We start from the raw sequence: 17,681 nt of genomic DNA, 5'->3' as shown, positions 1-17,681 counted from the left end.
ATTGCTGTGAAAGAGGCATCAAAGTCCAGTTGCAAAATCCAAGGTGACCTCAAATTTCACAGCTCATTCCCCGGCGGCAAGTCCCCGGGGTCAAGATTTGACAACAAGACCTATCAGTTTTCAATTTCCTTAATCTGATCAGAGAGTCAGACCGCTTTCGATCCGGGTCTTCAGCCCTTGGGCCGCGATTTCGATCAGATCCAGCGCGCCATCAAAATCGCGGGTGTAATAGGGGTCGGGCACGTGATCCGCCCCGGCTTGGGGCGCAAAGTCGGTGAACAGCCGAACAGGCACCGTATTTCCATCAGGGCGCAGCCGTTGGATGTCGCGCAGATTGGCGTCATCCATGGCGACGATCAGGTCAAACCGCATAAAATCACGACCTGTAAACTGGCGGGCCCGCAAATCAGACAGATCAACATTGCGCGCCCGCGCGGCCTGGAGCATCGGGTCATACGGCGGCTCTCCCACATGCCATCCGCCGGTGCCGGCACTGTCCGTCGTGATCGTCGGACAGAGGGCGCGGAACACGCCTTCGGCGGCAGGGGACCGGCAGATATTGCCGAGGCAGACAAACAGAATTTTCTGGGCCATGATGCTCCCGATTTACAGCGGCACTGGAGGGTCTTTGAACCACCAAGTATGAAACGGTTCACCGTGAAGATCAAAGCGAATGACCACCCCCGCCCCACCCAACCTGGTCATTTGCGCAAAGGGACAAAACAATGAACAACATCGTCATTCTGACTGGCGCGGGCATTTCAGCCGAAAGCGGATTGGGTACGTTTCGGGACGCCGGTGGCCTGTGGGCGCGACATCGGATCGAAGATGTGGCGACTCCCGAAGGGTTTGCCCGCGATCCAGACCTGGTTCATGCGTTCTACAATGCCCGGCGGGCCAATGCGGCCGGTGCCCGCCCAAATGCCGCGCATCACGCGTTGGCACGCTTACAGCAGGAATGGCGCAGCTCTGTCACGCTGATCACTCAGAATGTGGATGACCTGCACGAACAGGGCGGGTCCGGGGATGTCATGCACATGCATGGGACGCTGGCCGGGGCTGTGTGTGGCCAATGCCAGCACCGCTGGCCTGCGCCCCAGGAGATGGCCACTGATGACACCTGCCCGGCCTGCCACGCCCCCGCGACCCGCCCGGATGTGGTCTGGTTCGGCGAAATGCCCTATGATATGGATATCATCTCTGACCGGCTTGCCACGGTCGACATCTTTGCCGCCATTGGCACCTCTGGACAGGTCTATCCTGCCGCGGGTTTTGTCCAGGAGGCACGCCGCGCAGGCGCACATACGGTCGAACTGAACCTCGAATCCTCTGCGGTTGGCGGGCTGTTCGACGAAACACGCCTGGGCCCTGCCAGCCAAAGCGTCCCACTCTGGGTCACTGACCTTCTGTCTTCACAGAGCACCAAAAGGGCGGACTTCTGAAAGAAGTCCGCCCCGGTTCGGTCGACGGCCGCAGCGCGGCCCGAGGTCGGACCGCGCCCGTCACATCGCGATCAGTTGTTGTCCATCTCGCCGTGTTTCATGCCATGTTCGGCCTGACGTTCTGAATCCACGGGAATTTCGACAACCATGTCACCTGCCTTCTCAAAGGTCAGGGTGACGCTGATGGTTTCGCCCTGCACCAGCGATTTGGTCAGCCCCATGAACATCACATGATCGCCGCCCCGCTGCAGCATATGGGTTTCGCCCGCCGCAATCGGGAACCCGTCTTCGTCGTGGCGCATCTGCATCACGCCATTTCCAGCGTCGATATGGGTGTGCAGCTCGACCCGTTTGGCAATATCCGAACTGGCCCCGATCAGCACATCATCCTGGCCCGTCATGTTCATGACTCCCATGAACGCCGCCCCAGTGGGCGCATTTTCACGGGCGGACCGGGCATAGGGGTCCATGATCTTCATCATGCCTTCGGCGTAGGTTGCGCCGGCAATCGTGACAGCAGCAGCGGTAACACAGATAAGAGTTTTGAAAGACATCGTCGTTCTCCTCACAGAGGTTGGTCTGAATAGTTCGAAAAATCGGGTGGGAACAGATCAGACGCGGGCCGGAGGTGCCCGTGCAGTGGCTTCCAGGTGGAACGCGGTCAGAGACGGCAACACCACATCCGGCCCAAAAGCCTGCCCCGCAACGGATTGTGGCAGATCAAAAGGGACCGGAGGCTCTGCGGACACCATCAGGTTCTGCACACATTCCGGACAGATATGGGGCGGTGATGTCGGTTGCCCCTCCGCATCAACATAGACAATCTCGGGGCCGGTCCCGGTACAGATCACCATCTGACCGGTGGCGTCACTCATCGTCCGCATCGACGCCGCACTGTGTCCGGTCGCCACCAGACTCAGCGTGAGCGTCAGGGCAAGGATCTGTGCCAGATATGTGCAAAGCCTGTGCATGTCGCGCCAGATATGACTCTGTCAGGCAGCCTCTGCAACCCCAACGGCTGCGGCAGAGCGCCCCGCCGCCTCATGCGCGAAACGCCGCCACCCATCGCCCCCGCCACAACGCGAAACGCCGCGCAGCAGGTGCACGGCGTCAGCTATTCGGAATGGTAAAAGCGATCAAGCTTCGGCGGTTGCAGCCTTGGCGATCTCTTTTTTCACTTTCAGCGCGGCAGCCGACAGTTCGTCGTCTTTTGCCTTGGCCAGGAATGCGTCCAGACCACCACGGTGATCGACCGAGCGCAGAGCGGCGGCCGAGATGCGCAGCTTGACGCCACGACCCAGGGTTTCCGACTGCAGGGTCACATCGTTCAGGTTCGGCAGAAACCGACGACGAGTTCTGTTTTTCGCATGGCTGACATTGTTGCCAGTCATCGGGCCTTTTCCGGTCAATTCGCAACGGCGCGACATATTCATCTTCCTTCGTTCTAGAGGCACCGGCGCGGGGTCAGTCCGAATCGAATGCCAAATCACAAGGGGCGCTGCCATTGGCTGCGCCCGAAAACTGGTTGGATGCGTTTAGGAGGAATCGCGGTCAGGGTCAAGCCATATGCCACGGATTTGTCACGCATCCGTCACGCCGCAGCAAGAATTGGGTTTCACCACGACGAGTCGCCGCCCTTCATATAGAAATGGCCCCAGGGGGGCCATGCCTTTGGGAACAGTTTTTGAGACGAAATGACGCCGTCAGGACGCGCCCAGCTCTGCCAGCATCACCTGCGCCGCCGCTGACGGGCTTTGCTCGCCCGCTGCCACGTTTGCCGCCAATTCAGCCATCCGACCGCGCACGGCCGACGTATCCAGTTTGGCCAACAAAGCCTGGCGAACCTCCTGATCAAACCAATATTGCGCCTGATCGGCCCGGCGCTGGTCCCAATGGCCGTTTTCGCGCCGCCAGCTGGTCAGCGTCTGCATTTCGTCCCAGGCATCGCTCAGCCCCTGCTCTTCGATGGCCGAAACCATCATCGCCTTGGGGTAGCCTTCCGGGTCCTGCGGCCGTTTGCGCAGCAGCCGCAGCGCGCCTGCATAATCCGCACAGGTGCGGGTCGCGACGGGTTTCAGGGCACCATCGGCCTTGTTCACCAAAATCAGGTCAGCCATTTCCATGATGCCACGTTTGACGCCCTGCAATTCATCCCCACCCGCAGGGGCGAGCAGTAACAGGAACAGATCGGACATTTCCGCCACCACGGTTTCCGACTGCCCAACCCCCACGGTTTCGATCAGAACGACGTCGAATCCGGCAGCCTCGCACAGCGCCACCCCTTCGCGCGAACGGCGCGCAACGCCGCCCAGATGGCTTTGGCTCGGCGACGGCCGGATAAAGGCCGCACGTTCCCGTGTGAGCCGCTCCATCCGGGTCTTGTCACCCAGGATGGACCCACCAGACCGGGCCGAACTGGGATCGACCGCCAGAACAGCCACACGCAGGCCCTGGGCGATGAGAAACATGCCAAAGCTTTCGATAAAGGTGGATTTCCCAACGCCCGGCGTTCCCGACAACCCGATGCGCAGGGCCTGCCGGCGATGTGTTGCCAGGTCAGCCAACAGCGCGCTGGCCTGTTCGCGATGGTCGCTGCGTCCGCTTTCCACAAGAGTGATCGCCCGTGCCAATGCCCGGCGGTCTCCGTTCAAAATCTTCTGGCTCAGCTCTTCAATGTTCATCATGCGCGTCTTTCCGAAATTCTGGTCGCCATAGATGACGCAGGGGCGGGTCCAAAGTCCAGTCTCTTGATCCCCCTTTCGGTGCGGCCTGTGGTCTCCGCCCGCGCACAGAAACGGTGGCGCGATTGCTGGACCTCCTGCCCGCCATCCGCGATAAGATGAGCATGAAGAGCAATCTCCCCATCGCCGCCGTCCTGTCCGAACTGACCCAGACACTTCGGGACCACGGGCGCGCCGTTTTGCAAGCCCCCCCTGGCGCGGGCAAAACAACGGTCGTGCCGTTGGCCATGCTGGAGGCCAAAGTGACCACCGGTCGCATCGTGATGCTGGAACCCCGACGCCTGGCCGCCCGCAGCGCCGCCGAGCGCATGGCAGAAACGCTGGGGGAGCCGGTGGGGCAGACTGTGGGCTATCGGATCCGCGGCGAGGCCAAGGTTTCCAAAGCGACGAAGATCGAAGTGGTCACCGAAGGCATCCTGACCCGGATGCTGCAATCGGATCCCGAGTTGCCGGGTATTGGCGCTGTGATCTTTGACGAATTCCACGAACGGTCTTTGAACGCGGATCTGGGTCTGGCGCTGTGTCTGGAAGTGGCCGAGGCGCTGCGTGACGATCTGCTCCTGCTGGTGATGTCCGCCACGCTGGATGCCGGACCGGTCGGCACACTGATGGCCGCACCGCTGATCACCTCCCAGGGGCGGGCCTATCCGGTGGACATCCGTTGGCTTGATGCGCCGCTGGGCGCACGCGCGCGCAGGCTGGATGCGCTGGTCGATCTTGTGGTCCAGGCCGAGCGGGACACCCGCCAGAGTGGCGGCGGCCTGTTGGTGTTTCTCCCGGGCGAAGGTGAGATCAGGCGGGCAGAAAAGGCGTTGGCAGCGCGATTGCCCCAGCATTGCAGCCTGCATCCCCTGTTCGGTGCCCTGCCCTTTGCCAAACAACGCGCTGCAATCCAGCCCGCCAAATCAGGGCGCAAGGTGGTGCTTGCCACCGCGATTGCCGAAACCTCTCTCACCATCCAGGACGTGCGGGTGGTCATCGACATGGGACTGGCACGGCGCGCCAGATTTGATCCTGGCTCTGGGATGTCCCGACTGGTCACCGAACGGGTGACCCGGGCCGAATCCACCCAGCGCACAGGCCGGGCCGGGCGTGTGGCCGAAGGGATCTGTTACCGATTGTGGACCAAGGGAGAAGAAGGTGCCTTGGCCGCCTTTCCTCCGGCCGAGATCGAGGCGGCGGATTTGACCGGACTGGCGCTCGAGTTGGCACAATGGGGAGCGGCACCGGGCGATCTGCCGTTTTTGACACCTCCCCCTGTGGGCGCTTTGTCAGAGGCGGTCGAACTGCTGAAAATGCTTGGGGCCTTGGATCATGTCGGTCACATCACAAAACACGGGCGCGCGCTGGCACAGCTCCCGCTGCACCCGCGTCTGGCCCACATGTTGCACCACGCCGGGCCGCAGGCCGCCATGCTGGCAGCGCTTTTGGCGGATCGCGACCCGTTGCGTGGTGCCCCCAGTGATCTGACCCTGCGACTCGAAGCGCTGCGGGATCCGGGCCGATTTGCACGCGAACGCCCCTTTCAGGCAGATCGAGCGGCCATCGAGCGCATTCGGGCCGAGGCCAAGCGACTTCAATCCAGAACCCGGACATCTGCAGATCGGATGAGCTGGGCCGCGATGGCGGCGCTGGCCTACCCTGATCGGATCGCCCAGCGCCGCAAGGGCGCAGACGCCCGTTTCGTCCTATCTGGCGGCAAAGGTGCGATGCTTGAGAATGGCGACCCGTTGGCCGCCACCCCGTTCCTGGTGGCACTAGATACCGATGGCAATCCGCGCGAATCCCGCATTCGGCTGGCCACGCGCATTGATCTCGCAGAGATCCATGATCTGTTTGGCGATCACATCGCCTGGGTCAACGCCTGTAGCTGGTCCAAACGCGAGCGTCGGGTTTTGTCGCGCACTCAGGAACGTCTGGGAGCCATCGTGCTGGATGATCGGATCTGGAAGGATGTTCCTGCCGATCAGGTCGCGGTTGCCATGCTGGATGGTGTGCGCGATCTGGGGCTGCGGCTGGATGGGGCCGCGGCGCGGTTGGCGCGACGCGTCGAGTTGGTGCGTGCCGAGGGGCACGATCTGCCGGATTTCACCACAGATGGGTTGCTGGCCCGCCTGGAAGCGTGGCTGTTGCCCATGCTGACCGGTGTGCGGTCAGGTGAGGATTGGAAACGCTTTGACCTGCTCCCCGCCCTGCGCGCATCCCTCAGCTGGGAGCAGACCCAGCTGATCGACAGGGCCGCACCGGGCAGTTTCGTTACCCCCCTGGGGCGCAAGGTTCCAATTGATTACGGCGATGGCGGACCCGAGATTTCGGTGCGTTTGCAGGAGATGTTCGGCGTCACGCAACATCCAACCAGCGGTGGCGTTGCGCTCAAGGTGACATTGTTGTCGCCAGCCCGACGCCCGATCCAGATCACCCGGGACCTGCCGGGATTCTGGGTCGGTTCCTATGAAGATGTGCGCAAGGACATGCGCGCGCAGTATCCCAAACACCCCTGGCCCGACGATCCGACCCAGGCGGATCCTACCCTACGGGCCAAACCCCGCAAATAAAGCCGTCCCAACCGATCGGTGCGTGCAAGCACACACCCTACACTTCCTCCGCTCGATCATCTGCCACAGGCGCGACCACAGCGCGCCATGCGCGCTGCCAGGCCCAACTGGTCGCAGACGCATCGCAGATGCGGCAAGACCGGGCGGGAGCACTGCGGGGGTGTTAGCCGCGCAAGGACGGAAGGCCTATTCCGGCCGCCTCGAATCCGCCGTCGGCAGCCAGGATCTGACCGGTGACAAAACTGGCCTTGTCCCCCAGCAGAAACATCACGGCTGCAGCAATTTCATCTTCGGTGCCATATCGGTTCAGCGGGATCGCATCGTGGTAGGCGTCAATAATGTCCTGGCTGTGCACTGCCATCGCCAGCTTGGTCGCTACCGGCCCCGGTGCCACCGCGTTGACCCGAATTCCCAGGTCCCCCAACTCGACCGCCTGCTGCAAGGTCAGCTGTGCCAACCCGGCCTTGGACGTTCCATAGGCGACCCGCAACGTGCTGGCCCTGAGGCCCGAAATCGACGTAATGTTGACCACCGCTCCCCCGCCATTGTCGGCCAGCAGATCTGTGAACGCCTGTGTCATCAGGAATGGACCGTCCAGATTGGTTTCCATCACGCGACGCCAGCGTTCGAAACTGGTGTCGCGGATTGGCCCAAAATCGGCCACCCCTGCATTGTTGACCAATCCGTCCAGCCGCCCAAAGCCTGCGGTAATTTCCGTCACCACGCGCCTTACGTCTTCTGGGACGGACACATCCGCGTCGACCCGCACAGCGCCTTCAATCTGCGCGACGGCCTCGGTCAGCGCCTGGCTATCGCGATCCAGCATTGCCACTCGCCAGCCGTCACCGGCCAGCCCCTTGGCCGTGGCCAGGCCGATTCCACGCGCGGCTCCTGTAATCAATGCGGTTTTCATGATGCCATATTTCCCCGGGTTACAGACGCTTTAGCCCCATTCCCCATTGAACCGGCCAGTTTTGTCAATCCGTTCAAACCCATGCGACCCAAAGACGTCACGTTGCGCCTGGATCAGATTGGCGTTGCCTCTGGCCTGGCGCAGACTGTCATACCAGGCCAGCGCCGCCGACAAGGCCGGAACCGGCAAACCGGTCTGCACAGCTGCGCCGACGACCTGACGCAATGCGGGAACACTTTGATCCAACAGCCCCACCATTTCAGGTGCCAGAACCAATTGCCCCTGCGGCGGGTCCGCTGCCAGTGATTTTGCGATGTCGCTGAGCAGATCGGACCGCAAAATGCATCCCGCGCGCCATATTTCGGCAATCCGGGCCAGGTCCAAATCCCATGCGTGCTCCTGAGACGCTGCCCGAAGAATGTCGAACCCTTGAGCGTGCGACAGGATCCGCCCCGCGAGCAGGGCCCGCTCCAACACATGCGCCCCGGGCAATCCGCCGACCACCGAGGTTCCCGGCAACACATCGGCCGCTGTCCGACGCACGTCCAGGGCTGCCGACCACGCCCGCGCACCCACGGCACCTTCGATGGTCGAGGCCGACTGCCCCAGCTTGAGTGCTTCGATCACGCTCCAGCGCCCGGTTCCCTTTTGACCCGCCTTGTCCAGGATCACATCCACCAATGGCTGGTGTGTCTCCTCGTCCATTGCCGCCAGCGCGATTGCCGTCACATCCACCAAAAAGGACGCCAAAGGTCCACCGCTCCAGGCACGAAACAACTGGCCAATTGCGGGCGCATCCCAGCCGCCGCCATCCCGCAGCAGCCCATAGATTTCCGCAATCATCTGCATGTCGGCATATTCGATGCCATTGTGCACGGTCTTGACGAAATGCCCTGCCCCATCCGGGCCCATGTGCGCCACACACGGGTCCCCTTCGAACCGGGCCGCGATCGGGCACAACACGGGAGCCAGCCGGGTCCAGCTGTGATCATCCCCCCCGACCATCATCGACGGGCCATGGCGCGCGCCCCGCGCGCCGCCAGACACGCCCATGCCAACATAGTCGATACCCAGAGCCTGAACCCGGGCGCTGCGCCGCACCGTTTCATTGAAATCGGCATTACCCGCATCCACCACCATGTCGCCGGCGTCCAGCAACGGCAGCACGTGATCCAGCATCACATCCAGAGGGGGCCCCGACGGGATCATGAACAACACGGTACGCGGCGTGTCCAAACGTTTGACAAAACTCTCCAGATCATATGCTGGCAACAGGTTCTCGCCCAGATGGCTGGCCCCTTCGACAAACGGATCAATCCAATCCGTTTCGCGATTGGCCACGGCGGTCACAATCCCGTGCTCCGCCAGGTTCAGGGCAAGAGCCCGCCCCATGGTCCCTAGACCATAAATCCCGATCTGCGCCGTTTTCATTGTTGCTGCAATCCTCTCAAACGGCCAGATCGACCAATATGCGGCCTTCGCGTGCAGTTTTTCGGCCTTGGCCAAGACAATTCCAACCGCACATTTTCACGAAACACGTTAAAGAAACACCGTGAATTCACCAATACCCTTGGCAAATGCCCTCTCCGTATGTATATACATCTAGTTAATCAAAGTGACATAAGTTGCAAGGCGAACACAGGCGCAAACCATGGTCAAATTCATGACACATGCTTGGGAGGAGCTTCTCAAGCCGATGATCTCACGTCCCAAGGCGGTGCAGGTTGCTGCGCTGTGCTGTCGCGAGACCAAGAGTGGCGTGGATGTTCTGATGATCACCAGCCGGGGCACCGGTCGCTGGATCATCCCCAAGGGTTGGCCGATCAAAGGCAAGGACGGTGCCCAAAGCGCCCTTCAGGAAGCCTGGGAAGAGGCCGGTGTGAAATCCGCCGATCCGCAGACCGACCCGATCGGCACCTATGACTATGTCAAAAAGCGCGGCAATGGTACGGCCGAACCGGTACAAACCTATGTCTACCGGGTCGCGGTGAATACCATGTCACCGAACTATCCCGAAAGCCATCAACGCGAACGCCAATGGATGCCCGCAGAAGTGGCCGCCAATCTGGTGCATGAACCGCAACTGCGCGACCTGCTGTTACAGATCAACGCGTGAGTCTGTTCGGGTATTCCGCAAAAAATACGCCACCAGAACCCGACATCCTAGCGCATCCCGACTGTCACACAAACCTGGTAGAAAACGCCCACAGGCCGATGTCCGTTCCAACCGCGACACCTGCGCAGACTGTCATCCGACACGGCCAGTTTTCATGCTGTGTGAAACAGCCTGTGGTCGTCACCGTGCCTCTGGCCCCGTATGCGGCAAACACCGCCCGCCCCACAGTGTCGTCGCGCCCTGTCGCTGTGCCGCTCCTGATCCAGAATGGCCGTGTGAAGATGTGGCAAGCGCGTTGCGCCGATACCAGCCCCCGCGAGAAGGACCCAACAGAATGATTGCCTACGTGACCGTTGGCGTTGACGACATCGCCCTCGCAGAACAGTTTTATTCTGCGTTCCTGCCTGCGCTTGGATACCAGCTCGAGAAATATCACGGGGACCTGAGTTATATTCTGCCCAGGCACCCCGGGCAATCTGGTGCCCCAGTTGATTTCTACGTCAAATCACCCTTTGATGGGTGTCCTGCGTCCGCAGGCAATGGCACCATGATTGCCTTCGAGGCGTTCAATCAAGAGCAGGTTCGCACCCTTCACGCAGCCGCGCTTGCCGCAGGTGGGTCTGATGTGGGTCAACCGGGCTTTCGTGACGCCTATGGGCCGCAGTTCTATGTCGGCTATCTTCGCGACCCTCAGGGAAACAAGATTGCAGTGTTTTCCAGCAATCCAGACGAACCCGGTCGAGACGGATAGCTGTTTTTCGCAGGAGCCAGGCGCGCCTTGGGGCGCATCTGATCTGCATACCTGAACTGGCAATCATGCTGCGCTCGGCACAACTTCAGCACGGTTTCACCGCGGAGAGGCGGCACCGGTGCGCCCCCTGCGTTTTGGCAGCGATCAGACCCCCAGACACCACCGCATCACGGCCTTCTGCGCGTGCAGACGGTTTTCGGCTTCGTCAAAGATCACCGACTGTGGCCCGTCCATAACGGCCGAGGTTACTTCCTCTTCACGATGTGCCGGCAGGCAATGCATGAACAGCGCATCCGGTTTGGCAAACGACATAAGGTGTTCGTTGACCTGGTAGGGGCGCAGCATGTTGTGGCGACGTTCCTTGGAAGATTGGCTGTCATGCATCGAAACCCAGGTATCGGCGACAATCAGATCGGCCCCCTCAACGGCCTTGTAGGCATCCCGTTCAACCTGGATCTGCGATCCCTTTGACCGGGCAAACCCCATAAAGTCGGCTTCGGGATCCAATTGCGCCGGACCAGCAAAGGTCAGATCGAATTCAAACTGGCCAGCCGCGTGCAGAAACGAGGCACAGACGTTGTTGCCATCCCCCAACCAGACGACTTTCTTGCCTTTGATCGAACCGCGGTGTTCCTGATAGGTCATCACATCCGCCATGATCTGACAGGGGTGGGTGCGGTCGGTCAGCCCATTGATCACCGGTACATCGGCATATTCCGCCATTTCGGTCAAAACCGTTTCATCAAAGGTCCGGATCATGATCATATCGACATAGCGCGACAGCACCCGCGCCGTGTCGGCGATGGTTTCGCCATGGCCCAGCTGCATGTCCTTGCCGCTCAGCACCATCGACTGCCCCCCCATCTGGCGCACCCCCACATCAAAGGACACGCGCGTCCGGGTCGACGGTTTTTCAAAGATCAGAGCGACCATGCGCCCGTCCAGCGGCAGTTCGTCATCGGGGGCCACTTTTGGGCGACCCAGGCGCGCCTGTTTCATGGCGGTCGCCTGATCAACAATCGCGTGCAGTTCGTCCGCGTCGGTTTTGTGAATATCTAGAAAATGGTTCATATCGGTGCTTCTTCTTCTGACCGAGGGGGCGGGCGTCTCAGACCCGATCCTTCGGAGTAATGGTCGCAAAGGACGATCAGGCGTTTTCCACCTGGGTGGCCGCCTGATCCAGACGGGTGAAAGCTGCGCCGATGTCTTCATCCGTCAGCGTCAGCGGGGGCAAAAGACGGATGACGTTATCAGCGGCAGGCACGGTGATAACCATGTTTTCATAGCCCGCATTGACCACATCCATGTTCAATGCCTTGCATTTCAGCCCCAGCATCAGACCTGATCCACGCACCTCTTCGAACACATCGGGGTGATCGGCAATCAGCCCTTCCAGCTTTTGCCGCAGCAATCCGGATTTGCGGTTCACCTCGGCCAGAAATTCGGGGTCGGACACATGATCCATGACCGCACAGCCCACGGCGCAGCCCAACGGGTTGCCGCCATAGGTCGATCCATGCGTTCCTGCGGTCATGCCGCTGGCCGCGTCTTCGGTGGCCAGAACAGCCCCCAGCGGAAAGCCTCCGCCGATGCCCTTGGCCACCATCATGATGTCCGGGGTGATCCCGGCCCATTCATGAGCAAACAGCTTGCCTGTTCGACCAACGCCGCATTGGACTTCGTCCAGGATCAAAAGCAGACCGTGGGCGTCGCAGATCTGGCGCAGCGCCTTGAGTTCGGCATCTGGAACGGGGCGAATGCCACCTTCGCCCTGGATCGGTTCGATCAGGATCGCGGCGGTGGCGTCAGAGATCGCATTGCTCACGCCATCAAGATCGCCAAATGTCAGGTGAACAAACCCACCCAAAATGGGGCCGAACCCTTTGGTCATCTTTTCGGACCCAGCGGCGGCGATCCCGGCCGAGGAACGGCCATGGAACGAGCCGTCAAAGGTGATGATCTCTACCTTTTCGGGTTGCCCCTTGTCATAGAAATGCTTGCGCGCCATCTTGACCGCCAGCTCGCAGGCTTCGGTGCCCGAATTGGTGAAAAACACCGTATCGGCAAAGGTATGTTCAACCAGCTTGTCGGCCAGTGCCTGCTGCTGGGGGATCTGATACAGGTTGGACACATGCCACAGGGCATTTGCCTGATTGCTCAGCGCCTCGACCAATGCCGGATGCGCATGGCCCAGCGCGTTCACGGCAATCCCCGATCCCAGGTCCAGAAAACGTCGGCCATCTGCCTCGGTCAGCCAGGCGCCTTCGCCCTTCACGAATTGAAGCGCGGCACGATTATAGGTCGGCAGAACGGACGGGATCATCAGGATCATCCTTTTTGGCAAATGGAACTACTGTGACTGCAACACATGAAGGTCCGGGTCAACGATGGAGAGGTGGGAATGCGCCAATTTGACAGGCGCAGGGGATCAAACAGGCTGGAAAACGGCCTGGTGGGACATCAACGTCGGCGTCGCAACGCGGTGATATGCATCAGTTTGATCATGAAACGGGTCCATAACGAAGGAATCACGACCTGTGAACCCCTTTTGCGCACCCCTGCGCCACAATTCGACAGCTGGCACAGTTGCGGTGATGGCAGACAGCGCATGGCGAACCCGACATCGAACCGGTGTTTGACACTGCCGTCGTTCTGCGGATGAGTGGGCCGATGACATATATCTGGTCTCTGCGAAATTATCGCCTGCTGTTCTCGGCCTCTGCCATTTCCAATCTGGGCGATGGGGTGTCGGCCCTGGCGTTCCCCTGGCTCGCGACATTGATCACGCGGGATCCGGTGCTGATCTCGCTGGTGGCCTTTGCCACCCGCCTGCCCTGGTTGTTGTTCTCGATCCCGGCCGGTGTCTGGACCGACCGCGCCGATAGGCGCCGCCTGATGGTCCAGGCGGATGTGCTGCGTATGGTTCTGACCTGCGGTGTCATCGGAATCATCCTCCTGGCCCCCGACTTTCCGCCCGCGCAGGCGCATCTGTATATCCTTGCGATCTCGGCCTTGGCGTTTTTGCTGGGGTCCGCCGAGGTCGTGCGCGACAACGCTGCCCAGACAGTTCTGCCCGCCGTGGTGCCAAAAGACCGGTTGGAGCAGGCAAATGGCCAGATCTGGAGCATCGAACAGGTTATGGGCTCCTTTGTCGGCCCCCCTTTGGCGGGTGTGTTGATCGCATTTGCAGTGCCAGCCCCCTTTGTGCTGGATGCCATCACGTTTGCAGGGGCGGCCGCGCTGGTCTGGTGCATGGCCATCGCCCCCCGCATCACACCGGCACGCCGTTCAGTGTGGGAGGAGGCCCGCGAAGGCATCGCATGGCTGCGAGGTCATCGCACGGTGTTGCAGCTGGCGATCCTGTTGGGGCTGATGAATGCGCTATCGCTGATGACCGTGACGGTGTTGATCCTGTTCAGTCAGGAAATCCTGGGGTTGAACGCGGCCCAACATGGCCTGTTGCTGACAGCCGGGGCCGCTGGCGGTGTCGCCGGAGGTCTGATCTGCCCCCGCATCGCCGCACGCTGGGGTCAAAGACAATCATTGATGATTGCTCTGCCGGTGTTCGCCCTGTCCTTTGTCGTGATCGGGCTGGCCTCTTCGCCCTGGATTGTGGCGCTCGCATTGTTCACCGAAATGTTCGCGGCGTTGTTGTGGAACGTCGTTACAGTATCGTACCGACAAAGGCTGATCCCTGACGACCTGCTGGGGCGCGTCAACAGCCTGTATCGTTTCTTTGGCTGGGGCATGATGCCGTTTGGCGCATTACTGGGGGGATGGATCGTAGCCGCTGCCGCTCCTGATCTGGGGCGCGACGTGGCGCTGCGCCTGCCCTATCTTCTCGCGGCTATGGGTATGGGGGCCATCTGGCTGTATTCCATCCGCGCGCTCAGACTGTGATCTGCCCCATGCATCCAATGTTCGCCCCCAGAACCCGGGCAATCGGCCCACAGCCGGCCCTGTTCCAGATGCCAAAGCTGTCCTACGCCAGCTGACACAAAAGCACATTCGCAACTTGCCTTTTGGGCGTTTCTCGATCACCGCTGGGCCATGTTTGTTCCAAAGACCCAGAATCCGGCCCTGGCCGCGGCATTGATCACTGTCGCGACCGCGTTCATCGCGGCAACCACACTGTTTGCCAAGGCATTGGGAACAGACACGCTGGGACCGGCGCTCAATCCGCTGCAGATCAGCCATGGGCGTTTTCTATTCGCTCTGATGGGATTGGGCGCGGTTGCCGCGGTGATTCGGCCGCGGTTGCGCCACCCGAACTGGGGGCTGCACATCGGGCGGACCAGCTTTGGCTGGTTGGGAGTCACGCTGATGTTTGCCTCGGTCGCCTATATCCCGATGGCGGATGCCACAGCCATTTCCTTTCTCAATCCGGTGTTTGCCATGGTGCTGGCCATCCCATTGCTGGGCGAACGCATCGGCCCCTGGCGCTGGGGGGCGGCTGCGATTGCGTTGTTGGGGGCGCTGATCCTGTTGCGACCGACCCCGGCATCGTTTCAACCTGCTGCGCTGCTGGCTTTTGGCGCGGCCATGGTCATGGGAATGGAGCTGATTTTCATCAAGAAGCTCGCCGGGCGCGAGCCGCTGTTTCAGGTGCTGCTGGTCAACAATCTGTTGGGACTGGTGATCGCCAGCGTGGCGGTCATTCCGGTCTGGCAAGCGCCGACTTTGGAACAATGGGGCGCATTGGCGGCCATTGGGCTGTTAATGGCCTGCGCCCAGACCGCGTTTATCAACGGTATGGCGCGGGCGGATGCCAGTTTTGTTGCGCCGTTCAGCTATACGACTCTGATCTTTGCCGCTGCGTATGATTTCCTGGGTTTTGGCACATTGCCCGATGGCATTTCCGTTCTGGGGGCCGGAATCATCCTGACCGGCGCGGCAATCCTGGCCTGGCGCGAGGCCCGGCTGAGCTGAAACGAAAAAATTGCGCAACGGTCTGAAGACGACGCACAGGTCGGAAACATCCATTTCTGTCTCATCTTGACAGGCAGGGTGATCCTATTGACCTCGCAAGGATTTCCGCCATGCAAGAGCGCCGTATACCCGAATGGCTGCGCCACGCCCCCACCCCGACAGTTCGCAATTTCGGCATATTGTCCGGGATCGAAGCGATTGTCAGGGGCATTCTGATTTCCGTGTTCCCGCTGGTCATGTACCGGGCCCTGGGCGACGCGGGGCTGGTGTCACAGGCGTATTTTCTGGTGGGTCTGGGATCTCTGATCATCGGCTTGCTCATGCCCGGCATCATCCGCCTGATCCCGCGCCGCTGGGCCTATACCATCGGGGTTTTGCTGTTCGTAACCTCGGCGGGTTTTGCCATCGAAGGCAGCGCTCGGTCCACCGTGATTGCGCTTGCCCTGAATACGGTCGGGACCGTTATGGTGTTCATCTGCTTCAACGCCTATGTGCTGGATTACATCTCTCGGGTCGAGTTGGGCAAATGCGAAACCTCGCGGATGTTCTACAGCGCTGTCGGATGGACGGTGGGGCCCATGGCCGGAGTTCTGTCGTATCAATACTGGGCACCCGCGCCCTTTGTGATCTCGGGCACCGCGGCATTGGTGATGCTGGCCGTGTTCTGGTTCATGCGGCTGGGCAATGGCAAACTGATCACCCGCGCGCGCGGCCCGGCCTCGAATCCGTTGGTGTTTCTGCCCCGGTTTCTGGAGCAGCCGCGCCTGGTCACGGGCTATGTCTTTGCCCTGGTCCGGTCCTGCGGGTGGTGGGTCTATGTTGTCTATCTGCCAATCTTTGCCATTGAAAATGGACTGGGCGACCAACTGGGCGGCATTCTTCTGTCAATCACCAACGCCGCCCTGTTTGGCGCGCCCCTGTTGCAGCGATGGATTTCCCGCCGGTCAATCCGCCAGGCGGTGCAGGCCGGGTTTGGCGCGGTTGCGCTGTGTTTCTCGCTGGCGGCGGTTCTGTCGAACATGCCAGTGGTGGCCGTTGCCCTATTGGTTCTGGGCTCGTTTTGCATGATCGAGCTGGACATCTGTGCCGGTCTGCCGTTCCTGATGGCCGTCAAACCATCCGAACGGACCGAAATGTCAGCGATTTATTCGTCCTACCGTGATGTGTCGGGCATCTTGACCCCGGGTGCAGCCTGGCTGGTTCTGTTGGCGACGCCATTGGCCGGGATTTTTGCCGCCGGAGGGTTTGCCGCATTTGGAGCTGCGGTTCTGGCGCGCCGCCTGCATCCGCGATTGGGGCGCAATCGGATGCACCCTGTCGCCGTTTCCAAACCAGAGTCCATTCCTGCCCAGTGAGATCAGGCCTTGAGCCTGTATCCCCGGTGCAGCATCGACCAGGCCAGGACACAAATTGCGCCCGTCGCTGCCAGACAAATTACCAACCCCGTCACCGGGTCGCTGTCGGATGTGCCAATCATGCCAAAGCGCGCACCGTCGATCAGGTAGAATACCGGATTCAGATGCGAGATCACCCGCAGCACAGGCGGCAGGGCATCGACGGAATAAAACGTGCCCGACAGAAATGCCAACGGCGTGACGATGAAATTGGTGATCGCCGCCATCTGATCGAATTTTTCGGCAAACACCCCGGCAATGATGCCCAATCCTCCCAGGAACCCGGCCCCCAGGACAACAAAGACCAATGCGATCAACGGGTGCTGCGGCACCTGCCCCAGAACCAACGCCAACCCCGCTCCGATGCCCAGCGCCACAACGACACCGCGCACAACGGCCCCCGCAAGATACCCCAACAACAGCTCGCCCCCGGACAGGGGCGGCATCAGCGTATCAACGATATTGCCCTGCACCTTGGAAATGACAATCGACGAAGACGTATTGGCAAAGGCGTTCTGAATCACCGCCATCATCAGGATCCCCGGCGCCAGGAACTCAAGAAACGGAACCCCCATCACCTCACCGCGACGCGGTCCGATGGCCGTGTTGAAAATCAGCAGGAACAGACCCGCTGTCACCAAGGGCGCAAGCAAGGTTTGCGTCCAGACCACAACAAACCGCGAGATCTCGCGCCCGGCAAGCGTGCGCAACCCCAACCAGTTCACCCGGCCAAAACGGCGCTCTCCCAGTTCGACATGATACCCGCGCTCCGACATGCAACCCTCGCTTTTTTGTGTCTTGTCTGCATAGCGTCCCCACTCCGGGGCGCAAGGTGCCTTG

General features: G+C 60.8%; 17 protein-coding genes. 7 read left to right on the top strand and 10 right to left on the bottom strand.

The annotated features are described in order from the left end of the window. Positions 1-138 precede the first annotated feature (138 nt). Complete coding sequence (locus K3727_08445) at positions 139-594, bottom strand: low molecular weight phosphotyrosine protein phosphatase (GenBank protein ID UWQ92791.1); 456 nt, start codon at positions 592-594, stop codon at positions 139-141. A 131-nt stretch (positions 595-725) separates the two neighbouring features. On the opposite strand from K3727_08445, the gene K3727_08440 reads away from it, so the two are divergent. Beyond that, complete coding sequence (locus tag K3727_08440; GenBank protein UWQ92790.1) at positions 726-1,442, top strand: NAD-dependent deacylase; 717 nt, start codon at positions 726-728, stop codon at positions 1,440-1,442. A 71-nt stretch (positions 1,443-1,513) separates the two neighbouring features. Here the strand turns inward: K3727_08440 and K3727_08435 are convergent, their stop codons facing one another. The 4 genes from K3727_08435 to meaB all read right to left on the bottom strand — a co-directional run bounded on the left by K3727_08435 (position 1,514) and on the right by meaB (position 4,123). Beyond that, positions 1,514-1,996, bottom strand: a complete 483-nt coding sequence (locus K3727_08435; protein ID UWQ92789.1) for a copper chaperone PCu(A)C — start codon at positions 1,994-1,996, stop codon at positions 1,514-1,516. Between the two features lie 57 nt (positions 1,997-2,053). Further along, complete coding sequence (locus tag K3727_08430) at positions 2,054-2,413, bottom strand: hypothetical protein (GenBank protein ID UWQ92788.1); 360 nt, start codon at positions 2,411-2,413, stop codon at positions 2,054-2,056. A gap of 165 nt (positions 2,414-2,578) precedes the next feature. Continuing rightward, positions 2,579-2,869 (bottom strand): 50S ribosomal protein L28, encoded by a 291-nt coding sequence (rpmB, locus tag K3727_08425; GenBank protein UWQ92787.1) that lies wholly within the window; start codon positions 2,867-2,869, stop codon positions 2,579-2,581. A 276-nt stretch (positions 2,870-3,145) separates the two neighbouring features. Further along, positions 3,146-4,123: a methylmalonyl Co-A mutase-associated GTPase MeaB gene (gene meaB / locus K3727_08420; protein ID UWQ93319.1), complete on the bottom strand. Its 978-nt coding sequence runs from the start codon at positions 4,121-4,123 to the stop codon at positions 3,146-3,148. A 164-nt stretch (positions 4,124-4,287) separates the two neighbouring features. On the opposite strand from meaB, the gene hrpB reads away from it, so the two are divergent. Continuing rightward, positions 4,288-6,738 (top strand): ATP-dependent helicase HrpB, encoded by a 2,451-nt coding sequence (hrpB, locus tag K3727_08415; GenBank protein ID UWQ92786.1) that lies wholly within the window; start codon positions 4,288-4,290, stop codon positions 6,736-6,738. Positions 6,739-6,901: 163 nt separating this feature from the next. On the opposite strand, the gene K3727_08410 is transcribed toward hrpB, so the two are convergent. Continuing rightward, a complete protein-coding gene (locus tag K3727_08410) occupies positions 6,902-7,651 on the bottom strand; it encodes an SDR family oxidoreductase (protein UWQ92785.1) in 750 nt (249 codons plus the stop codon). Positions 7,652-7,681: 30 nt separating this feature from the next. Then, entirely contained in the window at positions 7,682-9,082 is a 1,401-nt protein-coding gene (gene gndA / locus K3727_08405) for an NADP-dependent phosphogluconate dehydrogenase (GenBank protein UWQ92784.1), read from the bottom strand. A 220-nt stretch (positions 9,083-9,302) separates the two neighbouring features. Here gndA and K3727_08400 point away from each other — a divergent pair, with 220 nt between their 5' ends. Both K3727_08400 and K3727_08395 read left to right on the top strand, forming a co-directional pair. Continuing rightward, positions 9,303-9,767, top strand: coding sequence for an NUDIX hydrolase (locus K3727_08400; GenBank protein UWQ92783.1), 465 nt, complete (start codon positions 9,303-9,305; stop codon positions 9,765-9,767). 334 nt (positions 9,768-10,101) lie between these two features. Next, a complete protein-coding gene (locus K3727_08395) occupies positions 10,102-10,518 on the top strand; it encodes a VOC family protein (GenBank protein ID UWQ92782.1) in 417 nt (138 codons plus the stop codon). A gap of 144 nt (positions 10,519-10,662) precedes the next feature. On the opposite strand, the gene argF is transcribed toward K3727_08395, so the two are convergent. After that, positions 10,663-11,589 (bottom strand): ornithine carbamoyltransferase, encoded by a 927-nt coding sequence (argF, locus tag K3727_08390; protein UWQ92781.1) that lies wholly within the window; start codon positions 11,587-11,589, stop codon positions 10,663-10,665. A gap of 76 nt (positions 11,590-11,665) precedes the next feature. Next, entirely contained in the window at positions 11,666-12,841 is a 1,176-nt protein-coding gene (locus K3727_08385; protein UWQ92780.1) for an aspartate aminotransferase family protein, read from the bottom strand. 335 nt (positions 12,842-13,176) lie between these two features. Between K3727_08385 and K3727_08380 the strand changes: the two genes are divergently transcribed. The 3 genes from K3727_08380 (at position 13,177) to K3727_08370 (ending at position 16,802) form a co-directional block, all read left to right on the top strand. Beyond that, the gene (locus K3727_08380; GenBank protein UWQ93318.1) at positions 13,177-14,418 is read left to right on the top strand and encodes an MFS transporter; all 1,242 of its coding nucleotides are present in this window, start codon (positions 13,177-13,179) and stop codon (positions 14,416-14,418) included. Positions 14,419-14,568: 150 nt separating this feature from the next. Beyond that, positions 14,569-15,447: a DMT family transporter gene (locus K3727_08375; protein UWQ92779.1), complete on the top strand. Its 879-nt coding sequence runs from the start codon at positions 14,569-14,571 to the stop codon at positions 15,445-15,447. Between the two features lie 110 nt (positions 15,448-15,557). After that, a complete protein-coding gene (locus K3727_08370; protein UWQ92778.1) occupies positions 15,558-16,802 on the top strand; it encodes an MFS transporter in 1,245 nt (414 codons plus the stop codon). Positions 16,803-16,804: 2 nt separating this feature from the next. Here the strand turns inward: K3727_08370 and K3727_08365 are convergent, their stop codons facing one another. Next, entirely contained in the window at positions 16,805-17,617 is an 813-nt protein-coding gene (locus tag K3727_08365; protein UWQ92777.1) for an ABC transporter permease, read from the bottom strand. Positions 17,618-17,681 lie beyond the last annotated feature (64 nt).

The sequence above is a fragment of the Rhodobacteraceae bacterium M382 genome (assembly GCA_025141015.1).
In the GTDB taxonomy this organism is placed as follows: Bacteria; Pseudomonadota; Alphaproteobacteria; order Rhodobacterales; family Rhodobacteraceae; genus Aliisedimentitalea; species Aliisedimentitalea scapharcae.
Note: the sequence above shows the minus strand (reverse complement) of the source record. Positions and strands in the feature narration are given on the sequence as shown.

What these genes read in the sequence shown, in the direction of transcription:
- K3727_08445 (UWQ92791.1), bottom strand. Translation starts at nt 594, where the DNA reads ATGGCCCAGAAAATTCTGTTTGTCTGCCTCGGCAATATCTGCCGGTCC.
- K3727_08440 (UWQ92790.1), top strand. Translation starts at nt 726, where the DNA reads ATGAACAACATCGTCATTCTGACTGGCGCGGGCATTTCAGCCGAAAGC.
- K3727_08435 (UWQ92789.1), bottom strand. Translation starts at nt 1,996, where the DNA reads ATGTCTTTCAAAACTCTTATCTGTGTTACCGCTGCTGCTGTCACGATT.
- K3727_08430 (UWQ92788.1), bottom strand. Translation starts at nt 2,413, where the DNA reads ATGCACAGGCTTTGCACATATCTGGCACAGATCCTTGCCCTGACGCTC.
- rpmB (UWQ92787.1), bottom strand. Translation starts at nt 2,869, where the DNA reads ATGTCGCGCCGTTGCGAATTGACCGGAAAAGGCCCGATGACTGGCAAC.
- meaB (UWQ93319.1), bottom strand. Translation starts at nt 4,123, where the DNA reads ATGAACATTGAAGAGCTGAGCCAGAAGATTTTGAACGGAGACCGCCGG.
- hrpB (UWQ92786.1), top strand. Translation starts at nt 4,288, where the DNA reads ATGAAGAGCAATCTCCCCATCGCCGCCGTCCTGTCCGAACTGACCCAG.
- K3727_08410 (UWQ92785.1), bottom strand. Translation starts at nt 7,651, where the DNA reads ATGAAAACCGCATTGATTACAGGAGCCGCGCGTGGAATCGGCCTGGCC.
- gndA (UWQ92784.1), bottom strand. Translation starts at nt 9,082, where the DNA reads ATGAAAACGGCGCAGATCGGGATTTATGGTCTAGGGACCATGGGGCGG.
- K3727_08400 (UWQ92783.1), top strand. Translation starts at nt 9,303, where the DNA reads ATGGTCAAATTCATGACACATGCTTGGGAGGAGCTTCTCAAGCCGATG.
- K3727_08395 (UWQ92782.1), top strand. Translation starts at nt 10,102, where the DNA reads ATGATTGCCTACGTGACCGTTGGCGTTGACGACATCGCCCTCGCAGAA.
- argF (UWQ92781.1), bottom strand. Translation starts at nt 11,589, where the DNA reads ATGAACCATTTTCTAGATATTCACAAAACCGACGCGGACGAACTGCAC.
- K3727_08385 (UWQ92780.1), bottom strand. Translation starts at nt 12,841, where the DNA reads ATGATCCCGTCCGTTCTGCCGACCTATAATCGTGCCGCGCTTCAATTC.
- K3727_08380 (UWQ93318.1), top strand. Translation starts at nt 13,177, where the DNA reads ATGAGTGGGCCGATGACATATATCTGGTCTCTGCGAAATTATCGCCTG.
- K3727_08375 (UWQ92779.1), top strand. Translation starts at nt 14,569, where the DNA reads ATGTTTGTTCCAAAGACCCAGAATCCGGCCCTGGCCGCGGCATTGATC.
- K3727_08370 (UWQ92778.1), top strand. Translation starts at nt 15,558, where the DNA reads ATGCAAGAGCGCCGTATACCCGAATGGCTGCGCCACGCCCCCACCCCG.
- K3727_08365 (UWQ92777.1), bottom strand. Translation starts at nt 17,617, where the DNA reads ATGTCGGAGCGCGGGTATCATGTCGAACTGGGAGAGCGCCGTTTTGGC.